Origin of the sequence: Prolixibacter sp. NT017, assembly GCF_009617875.1 — a bacterium.
Taxonomy (GTDB): domain Bacteria; phylum Bacteroidota; class Bacteroidia; order Bacteroidales; family Prolixibacteraceae; genus Prolixibacter.
The window spans coordinates 156,893-173,104 of record NZ_BLAV01000001.1; the positions used below are offsets into that span (position 1 = coordinate 156,893).

At 45.5% G+C, this 16,212-nt stretch carries 13 protein-coding genes and 3 tRNA genes; 6 read left to right on the forward strand and 10 right to left on the reverse strand.

The genetic code is table 11. The features are described 5' to 3' along the window. Positions 1-27: 27 nt before the first annotated feature. Together GJU87_RS00575 and GJU87_RS00580 are read right to left on the reverse strand one after the other, a co-directional pair. Entirely contained in the window at positions 28-1,944 is a 1,917-nt protein-coding gene (locus GJU87_RS00575; RefSeq protein WP_153637739.1) for a long-chain fatty acid--CoA ligase, read from the reverse strand. A gap of 165 nt (positions 1,945-2,109) precedes the next feature. Continuing rightward, entirely contained in the window at positions 2,110-3,159 is a 1,050-nt protein-coding gene (locus tag GJU87_RS00580) for an aldose epimerase family protein (protein WP_153637740.1), read from the reverse strand. A gap of 114 nt (positions 3,160-3,273) precedes the next feature. Here GJU87_RS00580 and GJU87_RS00585 point away from each other — a divergent pair, with 114 nt between their 5' ends. From GJU87_RS00585 to GJU87_RS00605, 5 genes are all read left to right on the forward strand, one after another. Then, entirely contained in the window at positions 3,274-4,290 is a 1,017-nt protein-coding gene (locus GJU87_RS00585) for a GntR family transcriptional regulator (RefSeq protein ID WP_153637741.1), read from the forward strand. A 107-nt stretch (positions 4,291-4,397) separates the two neighbouring features. Beyond that, the gene (locus GJU87_RS00590) at positions 4,398-5,558 is read left to right on the forward strand and encodes a galactokinase (protein ID WP_153637742.1); all 1,161 of its coding nucleotides are present in this window, start codon (positions 4,398-4,400) and stop codon (positions 5,556-5,558) included. Between the two features lie 17 nt (positions 5,559-5,575). Continuing rightward, complete coding sequence (locus tag GJU87_RS00595) at positions 5,576-6,622, forward strand: UDP-glucose--hexose-1-phosphate uridylyltransferase (protein ID WP_153637743.1); 1,047 nt, start codon at positions 5,576-5,578, stop codon at positions 6,620-6,622. Positions 6,623-6,654: 32 nt separating this feature from the next. Further along, on the forward strand, positions 6,655-8,277 hold the full coding sequence (locus GJU87_RS00600) for a sodium/sugar symporter (RefSeq protein ID WP_153637744.1): 1,623 nt from the start codon (positions 6,655-6,657) through the stop codon (positions 8,275-8,277). A gap of 91 nt (positions 8,278-8,368) precedes the next feature. Continuing rightward, positions 8,369-9,304 (forward strand): metallophosphoesterase, encoded by a 936-nt coding sequence (locus GJU87_RS00605; RefSeq protein WP_153637745.1) that lies wholly within the window; start codon positions 8,369-8,371, stop codon positions 9,302-9,304. A gap of 103 nt (positions 9,305-9,407) precedes the next feature. Here GJU87_RS00605 and GJU87_RS00610 read toward each other — a convergent pair. The 6 genes from GJU87_RS00610 to GJU87_RS00635 form a co-directional block, all read right to left on the reverse strand. Beyond that, a tRNA-Asp gene (locus GJU87_RS00610) sits at positions 9,408-9,481 on the reverse strand. 23 nt (positions 9,482-9,504) lie between these two features. Next, a tRNA-Asp gene (locus tag GJU87_RS00615) sits at positions 9,505-9,581 on the reverse strand. A 25-nt stretch (positions 9,582-9,606) separates the two neighbouring features. After that, positions 9,607-9,683, reverse strand: a tRNA-Asp gene (locus GJU87_RS00620). A 172-nt stretch (positions 9,684-9,855) separates the two neighbouring features. After that, entirely contained in the window at positions 9,856-10,401 is a 546-nt protein-coding gene (locus GJU87_RS00625) for an RsmD family RNA methyltransferase (RefSeq protein WP_153637746.1), read from the reverse strand. Next, the gene (locus GJU87_RS00630) at positions 10,392-11,243 is read right to left on the reverse strand and encodes a DUF3822 family protein (protein ID WP_153637747.1); all 852 of its coding nucleotides are present in this window, start codon (positions 11,241-11,243) and stop codon (positions 10,392-10,394) included. The genes GJU87_RS00625 and GJU87_RS00630 overlap by 10 nt, the downstream gene beginning before the upstream one ends. Positions 11,244-11,253: 10 nt before the next feature. After that, complete coding sequence (locus tag GJU87_RS00635) at positions 11,254-11,895, reverse strand: hypothetical protein (protein WP_153637748.1); 642 nt, start codon at positions 11,893-11,895, stop codon at positions 11,254-11,256. A gap of 88 nt (positions 11,896-11,983) precedes the next feature. Here GJU87_RS00635 and GJU87_RS00640 point away from each other — a divergent pair, with 88 nt between their 5' ends. Further along, on the forward strand, positions 11,984-13,405 hold the full coding sequence (locus GJU87_RS00640) for an ATP-dependent RecD-like DNA helicase (RefSeq protein ID WP_153637749.1): 1,422 nt from the start codon (positions 11,984-11,986) through the stop codon (positions 13,403-13,405). A 451-nt stretch (positions 13,406-13,856) separates the two neighbouring features. On the opposite strand, the gene GJU87_RS00645 is transcribed toward GJU87_RS00640, so the two are convergent. Both GJU87_RS00645 and GJU87_RS00650 read right to left on the reverse strand, forming a co-directional pair. Next, positions 13,857-15,116, reverse strand: coding sequence for a C1 family peptidase (locus tag GJU87_RS00645; protein WP_153637750.1), 1,260 nt, complete (start codon positions 15,114-15,116; stop codon positions 13,857-13,859). A 134-nt stretch (positions 15,117-15,250) separates the two neighbouring features. After that, positions 15,251-16,168, reverse strand: a complete 918-nt coding sequence (locus tag GJU87_RS00650; protein WP_153637751.1) for a ribonuclease Z — start codon at positions 16,166-16,168, stop codon at positions 15,251-15,253. Between the last annotated feature and the right edge of the window lie 44 nt (positions 16,169-16,212).

Sequence of the window (16,212 nt, forward strand, 5' to 3'; positions counted from 1 at the left end):
GACATATTCCGGATACAAATTAGCTGTTTAGAGCGTTTCGTTCCATTTGGCGATAGCCTCCATGTTCATCGGATTGGTGATGTTACGGGCTTCGGCTGTATAGAGAAACTCCAGTTCTTTGGCAAAGTATTCGGTAATTTTTCCACGAACCATTTTCATGGTACTGTTCATCAGGTGGTTTTGTTCCGTAAAGGCTTCGGGAAGTACGACAATGGTCGTAGGCAGCCAGCGCTCGGGAAACATACCCTCGTATTTTCCGCCTTTGCGGTAAGCATCGACTTCTTGTTTGAGAATTTCCAGCGATTTTTCGTTGCCTTCTTCGGTTCCCGGATCGACGCCCATCTTCTGCAATTTCCGGTTAATGGCTCCAATATTGGGAACCAGCATTCCGGAAGTATAAGGATTCTGGTTATTGTAGAGCATGGCCTGATCAATGAACTCTGACTGGTCGACCAACGCTTCCTCGATGCCTTCCGGACTGAATTTTTCGCCATCGTTTCCAATCAGCAGGCTCTTGAAGCGACCCAGAACGTACAAAAATCCGTCGGGGCCCATGTAGCCCATATCGCCGGTGTGCAGCCAGCCATCTTTCAGTGTTTCGGCGGTGGCTTTCGGGTTTTTCCAGTAACCGACCATCACGTTGTCGCCTTTGATGACGATTTCACCTTTTTCGCCAACTGGCAAATCTTTTCCGTCCTCGTCGCAAATTCTCAAATCAAGGTCTTTCACTAAACGTCCCGATGAACCGAATTTGATGGCGTGGAGTGCGTTGGAAGAAATGACGGGCGATGCTTCGGAAAGTCCATATCCCTGGCAAACCGGAACTCCGATGGCTGCAAAAAAGCGCTGCAGCTCGATGTCGAGCAGGGCACCTCCGCCCACGAAGAATTTCAGTTCGCCACCAAACGCTTCCCTGATTTTGGAGAACAGAATTTTATCGTAGAAAGCAACCGCGGGCCTCATCAACGCACGCCAGCCTTTGCCCTTGTTCCAACCATTGCCGTTATAGGCGTAGCCGACTTTTAGTCCTTGTTTGAAAAGTCTCTCCGCGGTTTTTCCTTTGGCCTGGATATTTTTCTCGATGTTTTTCCGGAAGTTCTTCGAAAGAGCCGGCACACTCATCAAAATGTTTGGCTTCAGCTCTTTGATGTTGTTCGGGACATTGCGCAATGTTTCCATCGGTGAACGACCAATTTGCACCGAACCAATGCTGGCACCATTGACCATGAAGCTGTATAAGCAGGCAGTATGGGCAAATGAGTGATCCCAGGGTAGAATTGCCAGCGTCCGGAAGCTTTCGTCGATCTCCATGAGAGAGTTGGACTGAGCCACGTTGGCGGCATAGTTCAAGTGCGAGAGCATAATTCCCTTCGGATCGGCTGTGGTTCCTGATGTATAGGAGATGTTAGCCAAATCGTCGGGTTGAATGCCTTGCCAGATGGCATCGAAAGTGGCTTTCTTTTCGGGATCTGCCAGGAAGGTCTTGCCTTGCTCAATCAGGTCCGAGAAATTGAGGTCATTCGTTCCCGGATTTTCCTTTCTGTCGATATAAATCACTTTTTTGAGCTCGGGCAGTTCCTTGCGGATACTTTCAATCTTTTCGGCTTGCTGTCCGGATACGATGAGCATTTTTGCCCCGGAATGTTCCAACCTGAATTTAAGTTCGTAGGGTTCAAGTTTCACCGACAGAGGAACATTAATAGCCTCGCAGTATAAAATTCCCAATTCGCTAATTAACCATGCGTTGCGGCCTTCGGATAGCAAACCAACACGGTCTCCCATTTCCAGCCCGGCTGATAACAAACCAGCGCCAAACTGATGGACTTGTTCGTGAATTTCACGATAAGTGGATGGTTCGTATTGGTCTTTTGTTTTTTCCCAAAGAAGAGGATTGTCAGGAAATTTAGCGACGCTTTGTTCAAAAAGCTCAATAAGTGTCTTCATAGATGTCTCTTTTTCCGTCGGCGAATACCGTAGTTTAGGATTTTTGTTAAGCAAGATTCAAAACTATGGAAATTTCCGTTAATCAGAAAAATGTTTTAAAGCCTGAAAAAGGCATAAAAATACCCGAACAGAATCTGTTCAGGTATTTATTGATGAGTGTGTTATCTATTTTAATCCGAAGCGGTAAACCGTTTTTGAGTGGAACTGATCTCCGGGTTGCAATCTCGTCGAAGGAAAATCGGGGTGATTGGGAGAGTCGGGATAGTGCTGCGTTTCGAGCGCGACACCAGCGTAACGCCCCAATTGTTTGCCGTTACTCCCTGTCATCTCCGGAATGTAGTACCCCGTGTACAACTGAATTCCAGGTTCGGTGGTCAGAACTTCAATTGTTCTGCCTGATGAATCTTCTGAAAGGACCGCTGCCTTTTTCAACTTGTCTATATCATCACCCAAAACAAAATTCAAATCGTATCCGTCTTTCAACTCGTTGATTTTCGCTCCCAATTCATGTTCTTCGGTAAAGTCGAATGGTGTTCCTGCTACTTTATTGATTTTCCCGGTAGGAATAAGCGTTGCATCAGTTTCGGTATACCGGTCCGAGTAAAGTTTCAGACTGTGGTGCAGAATGTTTTCACGGTTTCCCGTTAGGTTGAAGTAGGTATGATTGGTGAGGTTAACGACCGTTGTGTGGTCGGTTTCAGCTTTGTACTCAATTCCGAGCTCGTTTTTGTGGTTGAGCGTATAGGTAACGGTCACATCCAGGTTGCCCGGATAACCTTCTTCCATGTGAATGCTCCGGTATTTCAATTCAACGCCAACCATGTCTGGTTTTTCGATTTTGTGGGGAGCCCACAGTACTTTATCGAAGCCGGTTAATCCTCCGTGCAGGTGATTGGGGCCATTATTGACCGCGAGTTTGTATTCCTGTCCGTCAAGGGTGAATTTTCCGTTGGCGATGCGGTTGGCGTAACGACCAGCAATGCAACCAAAATATGGACATCCGGCCAGGTATTCCTCGCTGACGTAATCTTCCAACTCCGAAAAGCCCAGCGCTATGTTATCGGTTTTGCCGGTTTTGTCGGGCGTTTCAATTGAGGTAATAATGCCGCCGTAATTGGTGATTTTAACGGTGACACCATTGTCATTTCTTAACTTGTATAGAAAGACTTTTTCTCCTTTGGGAGTTGTTCCAAATACTTCTCTTCTTAGTTCCATAGATATTCCGGATTTTTTGAAATTCTATATAAAAATAAACATACCAGTAGGGACTGGTAGTATTTTTGGTGATTTTTTTCAACTTTGTAATTTATAAATTTATCAGTTTACTCCATGAATCAAGTGAAATTGAACCACATATTTCAGATTGACGAAACAGCTGGAATTCCCAAATACAGACAAATCATCAGTTCGGTTTATAAAGCGATTGAGCAAGGGAACCTGAAAAAAGGCGACAAGATTCCATCACTGAATGAGATTTGTCAGTCATTCGACTTATCGCGTGATACCGTGATGGTGGCATTGAATGAGTTGAAAGCGAGGGGAGTGGTTTCTTCCGTACCCGGAAAAGGTTACTACATCGATAGCACCGTGCTTGATTATGAGAAGCGGATATTTGTTCTGTTCGATGAGCTGAATGTGTTCAAAGAAGACTTGTACAACGCGTTTACGAGCCAGTTGGACAATAAAACCAGTGTTGATATTTACTTTCACCACTTCAATTTCAATTTGTTTGAAAAGTTGGTTACCGAAGCCGTTGGAAAATACAGCGCCTATGTAATTATGCCTGCTACTTTCGACAATACCAGCCAGGTGATCCGTCATCTCCCAAACGATAAGGTTTATATTCTCGACCGTGAAAAAGCCGATTTAGAAGACTATCCGGTCATTTTCCAGGATTTTGAGCAGGATGTTATCGATGCGCTGACTGACGGAAGAGACTTGCTGGAGAAGTACGACAAGCTGGTGATGCATTTCCCGGGAGGAAAAGAGCCGGAAGGACGAGTCGAAGGCTTCAAACGTTTCTGTGAAGAAAATGGGATTGAGCACGAGGTCATTTACTCGCTCAGCAGCCGGAAAGTGAAAAAAGGTGAAGCTTACTTCGTCATGTCGGACCGGAACCTGGTAAGAATGGTGAAAAAAGCTGCAGAGGAAAATCTTACGTTGGGAAAAGACTTGGGACTGGTTTCGTTTAACGATACGGTTTTGAAAGAAGTCGTAGCCGGAGGAATTACTACCATTTCAACCGATTTTAAACTGATGGGGGAAACGTTGGCTGAACTCGTTGAACGAAAGACATCAGGAAAACTGCGCAATCCGTCGGCTCTCATTCGGCGGAATTCTTTGTAAAATATTTCAGAAGGGAATCTCAGGTGAAAACATTTTGCCAATTGAGGAATATTGGATATTTTTACCAACCAGTACCTACCAGTATGAATTAAAGAAATCGAACTCGAATGAATATTGAAGAATTAAAGCAGCAGTTTGTCAATAAATACGGTGAAGGTGAAGTATCTGTGTATTTCTCGCCGGGGCGTGTTAACCTGATTGGAGAGCATACCGACTATAATGGCGGATTCGTGTTTCCCTGTGCACTTACGTTTGGTACCTATTGCCTTATCAGGAAAAACGACAAAAAAAACTTTCACTTTGCTTCGTTGAATGTGGAAAACGAAGCGGATATTACTTTTGATCAATTAACTGAACCAGTTGGAAACGAGTGGTTCAATTATCCGTTGGGCGTGATTGCCCAGTTTGTGAAAAAAGGAAAGACTCCCGATATCGGAGCTGACCTTCTTTTTTGGGGAAATGTGCCTAATGGTGCCGGACTTTCGTCGTCTGCGGCCCTGGAAATGGTAACCGGAGTGGCGATTAATGATATATACGGATACGCTGAGGAGCGGGTTGAGCTGGTGAAAATGGGACAGATGGCCGAGCACGAGTTTGCCGGTGTTCATTGTGGAATTATGGATCAGTTTGCTTCCGGAATGGCTCATAAAGATCATGCTCTTTTTCTGAATTGCGATACGCTGGACTACGAGCAGGTTCCGGTTAAACTGGATGGAGTAAAGATTGTCATCGGCAACACCAATAGCCCGCACAAGCTCGATTCAGGTATGTACAACCAGCGCGTGGCAGAATGCAAGGCTGCCGTAGAAGCGATTCAACCTTTCAAATCCATTAAACAACTCGGAGAATTGTCCTGGGAAGATTTTCTCGGACTTCAGGATAAAATCGAAGACAAAACGGTTCGTAAACGTGCCCGCCACGTAGTTTCCGAAATCAAGCGTACCCGCGATGCGGTGGATGCACTTAAAGCCGGAGAGCTGGAAAAGTTCGGACAGTTGATGAACGGCTCGCACGACTCGCTCCGGGATGACTATGAAGTAACCGGCAACGAGTTGGATACTATGGTGGAAGAAGCCCGGAAAATTGATGGTGTGATTGGTTCCCGCATGACTGGCGGCGGATTTGGTGGTAGCACCGTTTCGCTGGTGAAAGATGAAGCAGTTGATATGTTCATCGAACAGGTGGGCCGGAATTATGAAGCTCGCACCGGGCTGAAGCCGGAATTCTACGTAGCCGAAGTTGGAGAGGGAAGTCACAAGGTTTGCTAATCGTAAAAGACCAAATTATGTCTGATTTTAATTTGACCGATCACCCGCACCGGCGATATAATGCGCTGACGGGTGAGTGGGTTTTGGTTTCACCGCATCGAGCGAAAAGGCCATGGCAGGGACAGGTTGAGAAGATTCAGGAAGAGACCCGCCCGCCATATGATCCAACCTGTTATTTGTGTGCGGGTAACGAGCGTGCCGGCGGTGAAAAAAATCCGGATTATCAATCCACTTATGTATTCCGAAACGATTTCAGTGCACTGCTGGAAGATACGTCGGAAGGACTCGTGGAAGAGGGAGAACTCTTCCGGGCCGAAAGTGAGCGTGGAGTCTGCAAAGTAATCTGTTTTAGCCCGCGGCACGATTTGACGATTCCCGAGATGGAGGTAGAAGAAATTGCCAAAGTGGTCGATGTTTGGCAAAGTGAATATAAAGAGCTGGGGGCAAAGGATTTTGTTAACTATGTGCAGATTTTTGAGAACAAGGGAAGTGTGATGGGATGTTCCAATCCGCATCCGCATGGACAAATCTGGTCGTCAAGTTCCATTCCGAATGAACCCGCTAAAGAACAGATGGCGCAGCTTCAGTATTACAATAATCACCGGCGGACATTGCTGGGCGATTACCTGGAAAGTGAACTGGAGAAGAAAGAGCGCATTCTGGTTGAGAATGAACATTTCGTTGCGTTGGTACCCTATTGGGCAGTGTGGCCGTTCGAAAGTATGATTATCAGCAGACGGGCTATCCAACATCTGGGACAGTTTACCGGCGAAGAGAAACTGGCTTTGGCCGATATATACAAACGTTTGACGGTGATGTACGATAACCTGTTTGAGGTTTCCTTTCCTTATTCGGCAGGTATTCATCAAAGTCCGACCGATGATGAACCGCATCCGGAATGGCATTTCCATATGCATTTTTACCCGCCGCTATTACGCTCAGCTACCGTGAAGAAATTCATGGTGGGTTATGAAATGCTGGCGACTCCGCAGCGCGATATTACGGCGGAAACAAGTGCAGAGCGTTTACGGGCGTTGTCAACCGTTCACTATAAACAGAGATAAGAAATCATAAATCGATACTAAATCCAATTCATATGTTTACATTTTGGGATTATATGGCTTTCATACTCTATGCTGTCGTGATTTTGGGCGTAGGGCTATGGGTTTCGAGAGAAAAGAAAGGCCATAAAAAGAATGCTGAGGACTACTTCCTGGCAAGTAAAGGATTACCCTGGTGGGCCATTGGTGCATCGGTGATTGCAGCCAATATTTCAGCTGAGCAATTCATCGGTATGTCCGGTTCCGGTTTTGCCATTGGTCTGGGAATTGCCTCCTACGAGTGGATGGGCGCCGCTACGCTGATCATCGTCGGTAAATACTTCCTGCCTATCTTCCTCGACAAGGGCATTTACACCATGCCGCAGTTCCTCGAAGTTCGTTACGACGGACGCGTGCGACTGGCGTTGGCCATTTTCTGGTTGCTGGTGTATGTGTTCGTTAACCTTACTTCTGTGATGTACCTTGGAGCGTTGGCTTTGGAGACGATTATGGGAGTGCCGTTACTCTACGGTATTATTGCACTGGCGCTCTTTGCTGCCCTTTATTCAATATATGGTGGATTGAAAGCAGTTGCCTGGACGGATGTTATTCAGGTGGTTTTCCTGGTCGCCGGTGGTCTGATTACTACCTGGCTGGCACTGGATGCTGTGGCTGATAAGTTTGGCGTGAATGGACCGCTCAATGGCTTTGTTGAATTGATGAAGCAGGCACCGGAAAAGTTTAATATGATTATTCATAAAGGTGAGTTGCTGGTTCCCAATGGAACGAACGGTGGTACGCGTGATGCATTTCAGGATCTACCCGGAATTTCTGTGTTAGTTGGTGGATTGTGGGTAGCGAACCTGGCTTACTTCGGTTTTAACCAATACATCATTCAGCGTGGTTTGGCAGCCAAGAGTGTCGATGAAGCTCAGAAAGGAATGATCTTCGCTGGTTTCCTCAAGATTTTAACACCGCTTATCGTGGTTCTTCCGGGTATTGCCGCTTTTGTGCTCACGCGCAATACCGATGTGGTTATCGATCCATCTGACAAAGCTTATCCGTGGTTGTTGCATACGTTTATTCCCACCGGGGTGAAGGGATTGACCTTCGCTGCATTGGCGGCTGCGATAGTTTCGTCGCTGGCTTCCATGCTGAATTCCACTTCCACGATTTTTACGATGGATATTTACAAAAAACATATCCGGCCTGAAGCTTCGCAAACGCACCTGGTAACCATTGGTCGTCTGACTTCGTTCACGGCGTTGGTGATTGCTGTTTTCGTTGCACGTCCACTGTTGGGTGGACTCGACCAGGCATTCCAGTTTATTCAGGATTTTACCGGAATGATTACGCCGGGAGTTCTGGCCATTTTCGGACTGGGAATGTTCTGGAAGAAAGCGCATGCTAACGGCGCTTTGCTTACCGCCATCCTGACCATCCCGCTGGGGTTTGCCTTCAAGGCTTTGATGCCGAATCTGCCTTTCATGAACCGGATGGGAATTGTCTTCCTGATCCTGGCAACTATTTTAATTGTGGTGAGTCTGCTGGAATCAAAAGCAGACGATCCGAATGGCTTGATCATGAAGAAAGATTATTTCAGAACATCGAAAGGATTTAATATTGGGGCAATCATTATTAGTCTCATTCTGATAGTCTTTTACACCGTTTGGTGGTAGTAAATCAAATGACAGAATAAATGTAAGCAGCCTCGTATTTCGGGGCTGCTTTTTTTATTTCCGACTTCAATAATTTTTAAATTTACTGCCCATGAAGGAAAATACTCTATTCTACGATATCATTGGCGATGTGCATGGCCACGCGGAATTGCTGAAGAAACTGCTCAAAAAGCTCAACTATGAACTGAAAGACGGGGTTTGGCAGCATAAGAAGCGGAAAGCTGTTTTTGTAGGTGACTTCATTAACCGGGGGCCCCAAATCAGGGAAACCCTGGAAATTGTGAGGGGAATGGTGGAAGCCGGAACCGCGTATGCTATTCTGGGAAACCATGAGTACGCTGCCATTTTATATCACATCAAAGATTCGGGAGGAACCTACCTCGGCAGACACATTTCAGGTAACCGGAACCAAATCAGCAAGACCTTGAGCCAGTTTAAAAACGAAAAAGAGCTTTGGAAAGATTATCTCCGGTGGTTACGAACGCTGCCGCTTTTTCTCGATTTGGGCGAAATACGCGTGGCTCACGCCTATTGGAACGATGCAGAGATTGATTATCTGAAGGAAATCCTTCCTGCTGATAAACTGAAGAAGCGTTTTCTTCGCGAAATACATGAGAACGGACATCCTGCTTCTGAAGTGGTATATCACCTGTTAAAAGGGCTGGAATACCGCACACCGGCCGATTTGATTGTAAAAGACACCAGGGGAATGACGCGGAGAACCTTCCGGATGAACTGGTGGGAATCACCTTCCGGGAAAACATTCCGAAGCCTTTCGTTCGGAAACAAGTTTGTGTTACCCGATTATTCCGTTCCGCAGGAAATCGTTCCGCGATTCGAACCGTATTCCGAAGACCAACCGCCTGTATTTTTCGGGCACTACTGCCTCTCTGGATGTTGTGCTATACCGCAGTCGAATTTGTGCTGCGTGGATAGTTGCGTGGCAACGACCGGAAAATTGATGGCCTATCGCTGGAAAGGGGAGAAAATATTAACCGAGGAACATCTGATTTCCGTAAAGGATTGATGCTTCGCGTAAGCTGCTTTCCGTTATTCCCCTCAAAAGATTTTTGATTTTATATATCGACCTGTTAAAACACAAAAGCCCCGGAATAACTCCGAGGCTTTCGCGGTCTGGACGGGACTCGAACCCGCGACCCCATGCGTGACAGGCATGTATTCTAACCAACTGAACTACCAGACCAAAATGGTTCTTCAATATTTTATTGGCGGTCCGGACGGGACTCGAACCCGCGACCCCATGCGTGACAGGCATGTATTCTAACCAACTGAACTACCGGACCAAAATCGTTTTCCTTAATATTTTATTGGCGGTCTGGACGGGACTCGAACCCGCGACCCCATGCGTGACAGGCATGTATTCTAATCAACTGAACTACCAGACCATGTGTTTTTCAGGAAAACGTTCACAAAATATGAAAGAACCGGGCCTTGCGCCCTGCCTTATTTTTAAAGGCGATGCAAATATATAGCTTGTTTCTTTAACTGCAAATCTATACCCCAATTTTTTTACCAATTTTTCAGTAAACGAAACCGGAAACGCTTTCGTGAATATACTTAATCTTTTTCTTGTGAGAAGATGGAAAAATGAACACTTCCGTATTTGCGCAATTCGCTGAAACGGGGGTGCGAGCTAAAATTGTTTGTTTTTCCGTGCTCGAGGATGAAAATGCCGCCCGGATTTAACAAGTTGTGTTGAAAGATAAGCTCTGGCAAGGTTTCCAGATTGGGGAGGTCATACGGCGGATCGGCGAATACCAAGTCGTATTTTCCTGCACTTTTTTCGATAAATCGGAAAACATCACCTTTAATCAGGTGAACTGCTTTCTCAACTCCGAGCTTTTTTATCGTTTCCTGAATAAACGAAAAGTGGCGGTAGTTTTTTTCCACACAAGTGACCTTTTCGCATCCGCGTGAAACAAATTCCAGCGTAATGCTTCCGGTTCCCCCGAATAGGTCGAGCACGGATATTTCGTCCAAATCAATCCGGTGAATCAGAATATTGAAAAGATTTTCCCTGGCAAAGTCGGTCGTGGGTCTTGCTTTGAAGCTGTTGCCCGGACTAAAATGCCTTCCTTTGAATTCTCCGCCGATTATTCGCATCGATATAAACTTAACAGGGGTGCGTAGTAGTGTTCGGGAATTTCGTTAAAGGTGTAGCTGTATTGGTACGTTTTATCGAGTTTGGCAAACGAAACTTTCCGGATGTATTTTTTCAGGAGGTAATAGTGTGGTGCCATCCGGGAAATCGATCCTGAAATAATCACATTTACTTTTTCAGGATTGAGTTTTAGTTGCTCGAAAATGTACATCACATAATACAGCACATCATTTTCGTCCCGGTAGGTAAAGTTGTTGTATAATTTGAGTTTTGGGCCTTCGATGGCAATCAAATCAAAATTGTGCCGGAAGAAATTTAAATGTACCTCTACCCGTTCCGTCTGCGATTTGTTGCGTTTCAATGAGCTTTCAACAATCGGGTATATATGGTGCCGTAGCGTTGCTTTTGGAAATTTGGCGAGAAGAAACTCGCGGAAATTGACCGGAATTTCATAAAGCGACCAGGCTTCAGCTTTGGTTAGGTGCGTTTTTTCGATGGTGAAATTCTTTTCCAGCGGATGGTTGAAAGCGAAAAACTTTTCGGCTGTTCCTCTAGAGTACATGGCTTCCGGTACCAGCGTCGATTTCCGTGTGGAGTAGATAATGTCGACGCTTTTGTATTCGAGGTTGAAAAGCTCCTCTTCATCAATTACATCTCTCAGCCGGTTGAGCAACAGGCGGGGCCTTTTCAGAAAAACAGGGTGGTTCCGCAGCAGGACGTATTTTCCCTTGGGAATATCGAGTATACAAAAAGAAAATCCATCCAGACTAATCTGGATGGATAAATGATATAGTAAAGATTGGGTACTATCAAATGTTTTGTCAATAAAACGAATATCTCGCATTAGCTAAACATTATTCCCAGTTTCCTGCATTGTTATTTGCTTCGGTAAGTGAACCAACTTTCAAGCCGGGATATTTTCCGTCAACCCTGCTTTTTTCATTCAGATTAATAATTTCCTGTCCGTACTCATCTTCCAACTGACTTAGAATAATGTTATTGTGTGCACGTGCTTCGAATACAGCAACGTCAACACCTGAACCAGTCTTCACACGGGCAGCACCCAGGAAAAATTTCTTGCCACCGGAGTAAGGGATGATCGGCAATTTGTTGATCGGATAATTCTTGCCGAAAACCGAGTCCAATACAGCAACCTTGATCGTGTCACGGATGATCTTACCTTCTCTCAGCGCTTTCTCTTCTGTCCAGCCAGCGTCAATCATCGAGTCAGTCACTGAACCAATTTTACGCACCAACGGTAACGAGTCAGTCTTTACAAAGGTGAGCAGTGTATCCCAACTACCAGTGAATTTTCCATTCACATCCTTGTAAGCCAGCTCTGCCTTACGAATATCTTTCAGTTTATTCACGACCGCGTCGTAGCGTACTTTTTTCTCTTTCTGAAAATCGATCGGCCTCCGAACAGTGTCGTATATCTCATATGTCAGCACGACTGCTGCGATGATAAGAACAACTTGTAGTAATATTTTCTTCATTTTTTTTCTGAATGAATTTGTTGGTTTGCCTGCAAATTTAAAAAAAAAAATAAATCTTGGGCTGCGGAACTCGCTTAATTTCTGTGATATGTTAAAAAACCACGTTAAGAATTCAATATACGAAGTATTGGGTTTTGAACCAACTGAAAGTCAGAAAGAAATGATTGACTTACTCGCTGGTTACATCACCTCGCCCCACGCCGATTTGGTTTTCCTGTTGAAGGGATATGCGGGTACTGGAAAGACTTCCGTAGTGAGTTCTTTGGTGAAGGTTTTGGCCGGAATGAAGATCCGGACAGTTTTGCTTGCCCCTACCGGAAGGGCTGCCAAAGTACTGTCGCATTACGCTCAAACAACTGCATTAACGATTCACAAGAAAATTTATCGGCAAAAATCCACAGCCGATGGTACCGGCCGGTTTTCACTGGATCGAAATCTGCACAAGGACACCGTTTTTATTGTCGACGAAGCATCCATGATTTCGAACCTGGGGCAGGAGAGTTCCATCTTTGGTTCCGGGCATTTGCTCGACGATTTGATCGAATACGTTTATACCGGGAAAAACTGCCGGCTAATCCTGGTCGGCGACGTGGCTCAGTTGCCTCCTGTTGGACTGGATATCAGTCCGGCGCTCTATCCACAAGAGCTCGAATATTACAACCTCGAAGTGCTGATGAGCGAACTTTCCGATGTGGTGAGACAGGAGGCTAATTCCGGCATCCTGCACAACGCTACGCAAATCAGAACGATGTTGGAAGAGGAAGCTTCGTTTGGCTACTGGCCGATTGAAACAGAAGAGTTTGATGATATTATCCGCTTGAGCGGAGAAGAGTTGATCGAGGAAATTTCTTCCTGTTACAGTAAATACGGGATGGAGGAGACCATGATTGTTACGCGCTCCAATAAACGGGCTAACAAGTTTAATGAAGGTATTCGCCGAACCGTTCTCTATCGCGAAGAAGAACTCTCCACCGGCGACTTGTTGATGGTGGTGAAGAATAATTATTACTGGCCTAAGGAAATAGAAGAACTGGATTTTATTGCCAATGGCGACATTGCGGAAGTCATCCGGATACGAAAATATGAAGAAATGTACGGTTTCCGCTTTGCGAATGTCTCTTTACGGTTTATCGATTATAAAGACGTGGAGATCGATTGTAAAATCTTTTTGGATACGCTGATGCACGATGGCGCCTCCTTCACATCGGCCGAAAATAAGCGCTTGTTTGAAGCGGTTTCGGAAGATTATCTTGATATCCGGAATAAACGGCAACGCTGGGAAAAGATTCGGGAGAATGAGTATTTCAATGCACTGCAGGTAAAGTTTGCTTATGCGGTGACCTGTCATAAAGCACAGGGCGGTCAGTGGAAGGCTGTTTTTGTCGATCATGGCTACCTGACCGAGGAGATGATTGACCGTGAATACCTGCGTTGGATGTATACCGCTTTTACACGCCCAACCGAACGACTTTACCTGGTAAACTTCCGGAAAGAATTTTTTGGAGAATAAAACAGCGGATTTTCTTCCTTGTATTCCTGTTTAAGGATTTTTCGTGTGGAATTTAACCCTGAACGAATATGTTTTGGGGTTTTTCTAAATAGAATATTGCTGAGCAAAAATGTTTGGGCGTCTTTCAAAATAGAATATTGCTGAGCAAACGTGTTTCGACTTCGTTTTATTTAGGAGAAAGCTGAGCAAAAATGTTTGGGAGTATTTCTAAACAGAATGAGACTGAGCAAATGTGTTTCGGCTTTATTCTATTTAGGAGGGCGGTGAGCAAACGTGTTTAGGGTTATTTTGAGTTAAATTGAATGCCAAACAAAAATGTTTAGCCATAATCGGGACAAATCCGGGGCTTTACAAATTGGTTTGGGGATTTCCGGTAGCAGAGGAGGTTCCAACCGGAGTTGTTTTCCAGGAAAAGAAAAACGGGAACTTAAAAAAGCTCCCGTTCCTTGTTTTATTTTTTGTCGTCGAATTTCTTCAGAATATCTTTTACCGCAGCACGGTTGATGGTGAAGCCCATCATTTTCAGCTTCACATAATCCTGGCTGAAGAAGTAGTAGCCAAATTCCGGTGCATTCGGATCGTTGTTGCGTGAGCCCGAGCTGGAATCTTTAATCAGGTACCAGTCTTTGCCATCACCATTAAAATTAGCGAGATAACCTACCAGGTGCATACCGTGATCGTCGGTGGTGCTTTCATTAGCAAAACGGAATTCACGGGCATCGTCGTTAATGTATGCCGACGGAATATCGAAATCGGGTACAATCGCACATTGTGTTTCACGTGAGAATCCTGCCTCCGAAACATCGCCGCCAATACTCATGGTATAACCTTCGCGAATCGCGTCGTGGATGATTTTCATGAAGACATCGAGCGGAACATTGTAGTAATCTTTGTTGTGCCACCAGTTGTCCGGTACTTCGTATTCTACTTTCTGCCAGTAAGGCTTTTGCTTGTATGAAAGAATTTCCACGAAATCATTCGGATCGAATTTCAGGTAGTCCTTCATGTATGCCATTGGGGTCATATCTTTTCCATCGACCATGAAATGTGTGGGAGGAACGCCCATATAGTGGTTCATGATGTCTTTGATGGTTGCCAGCACCTGTTTCTCATTCCAGGCATTGTTCTTTTTCACCGATTCGAGGTAGTTTTTCATCTCGGCAAACATTTTGGCGTGCGAATGAAATTTGTGACCGTCAATCAGGCCGGTGTAAGCTGCTTCAGGCATCAAACCGTACTGTTTGGCCAAACGGGCATCGGCGTTTCCTTCCGAACCTTCGTCGAACAGAGAGTTGCCCCGTTTCTCGACATAGCGGCGGGCTTTTGCAACATATTCCCAATAAACCATGTACATTTCCGACAACTTCACTTTTTTGCCGGTCATGCGGTAAATTTCCGATTCGTAAAACGAAAGCGTAGAGAAATCCCAGCAGGTACCGGTGTTCCCTTGCGAAATAGGCGGATTGGCCCAATAACGTTTGTAAAGGTCTACTTTGTTGGGAAGCTTCATTCCCGATTGGTCCATCTGGAAACGATAGTAAGACGGTTCCTTAGCGAGTGAGTCGTTTACCGCGTTTACATCTTTCATGATGGTTTGGTAGTAGTACCCTTTCCCTTGCGGGATTTCAACCATTTTGCCTTTGTCGCGGTCCTGGGCGAACAAATTAGCCGAGGCCAGCAAAACAGCTGCCAAAAGAATAATTCTTTTCATGCAAGTTTGTATTTGATTATCGTTTTTCTGCAACAGGTCAGAATGAGCCGCTAAGAGCGAAACATTATGACTTGTTCGACAGAGCTTTATTTTTAAAGGTTCTAAAAATAGAGATTTCTGACGAAAGAAAATGCTCAGAGTATTTCAAATGTTGCCCCGTCTTCAGCGGGATAACTCTCCGGGAAAATGCTTCGGGCGTCATCTAGGAGAGGCTGAATGTCGTTGTAGCGGGCGGAAAAGTGTCCAAGAATCAGTTTCCTGGCGTTGGCTTGTTGGGCCATGGTAGCTGCTTCGCCGGCCGTGGAGTGATACGTTTTGTGAGCCCAATCTTCGAGATCGTTGGCGAAGGTGGCCTCGTGGTAAAGCAAATCGACTCCGCTGATCGATTTCAGGGCTGGTTCGTGGTAGATAGTGTCGGTGCAAAAGGCGTAGGAACGCGGTTTTTCGGCCGGCAGGGTCAACTCGGCATTCGGAATCACCCGTCCATCGGGAAGCATAAAATCGCTGCCTTCTTTAATCTTTACCCGCTCTCTCAGCGGAATATCAAATTCCTCCAGCTTATCCTTCCGGAGATGCGGAAGTTTCGGTTGTTCGCTAAAGCGGAATCCGCAACAGGGAACCCGGTGTTTCAGCGGGAACGATTCGACTTTTATTTTCTTGTTCTCGAAAATTACCTGCGGGCGCTTGAAGTTGAGCGGATGAAAGACAACGCGGAAATCCATTTCGCTGCGGAAGAAAGCGGTATGACAATCGAGAATATCTTGTAGAGGTGAATGCGCATAGATGTGCAAGTCGTTTTTCCGGCCGAGCAACGACAGGGTGGAAAGTAAACCGGGTAACCCGAAAATGTGATCGCCATGAAGGTGTGAAATGAAAATGTGGTTAAGCTTTCCGATTCTGGCTTTGTATTTCCGGAGTTGAATTTGAGTGCCTTCGCCGCAGTCGATCAAATAGGGCTGGTTGTTGAGGGAAACAACCTGGGAGGTAGGGAAGCGTTGGGAGGTCGGCAGCGCCGAACTGCTTCCGAGAATGGTAACCGTAAACGGGATCATACATTGGTTTTGACCAAATATAAAAAGAAAGCCCGGCTTGTTCA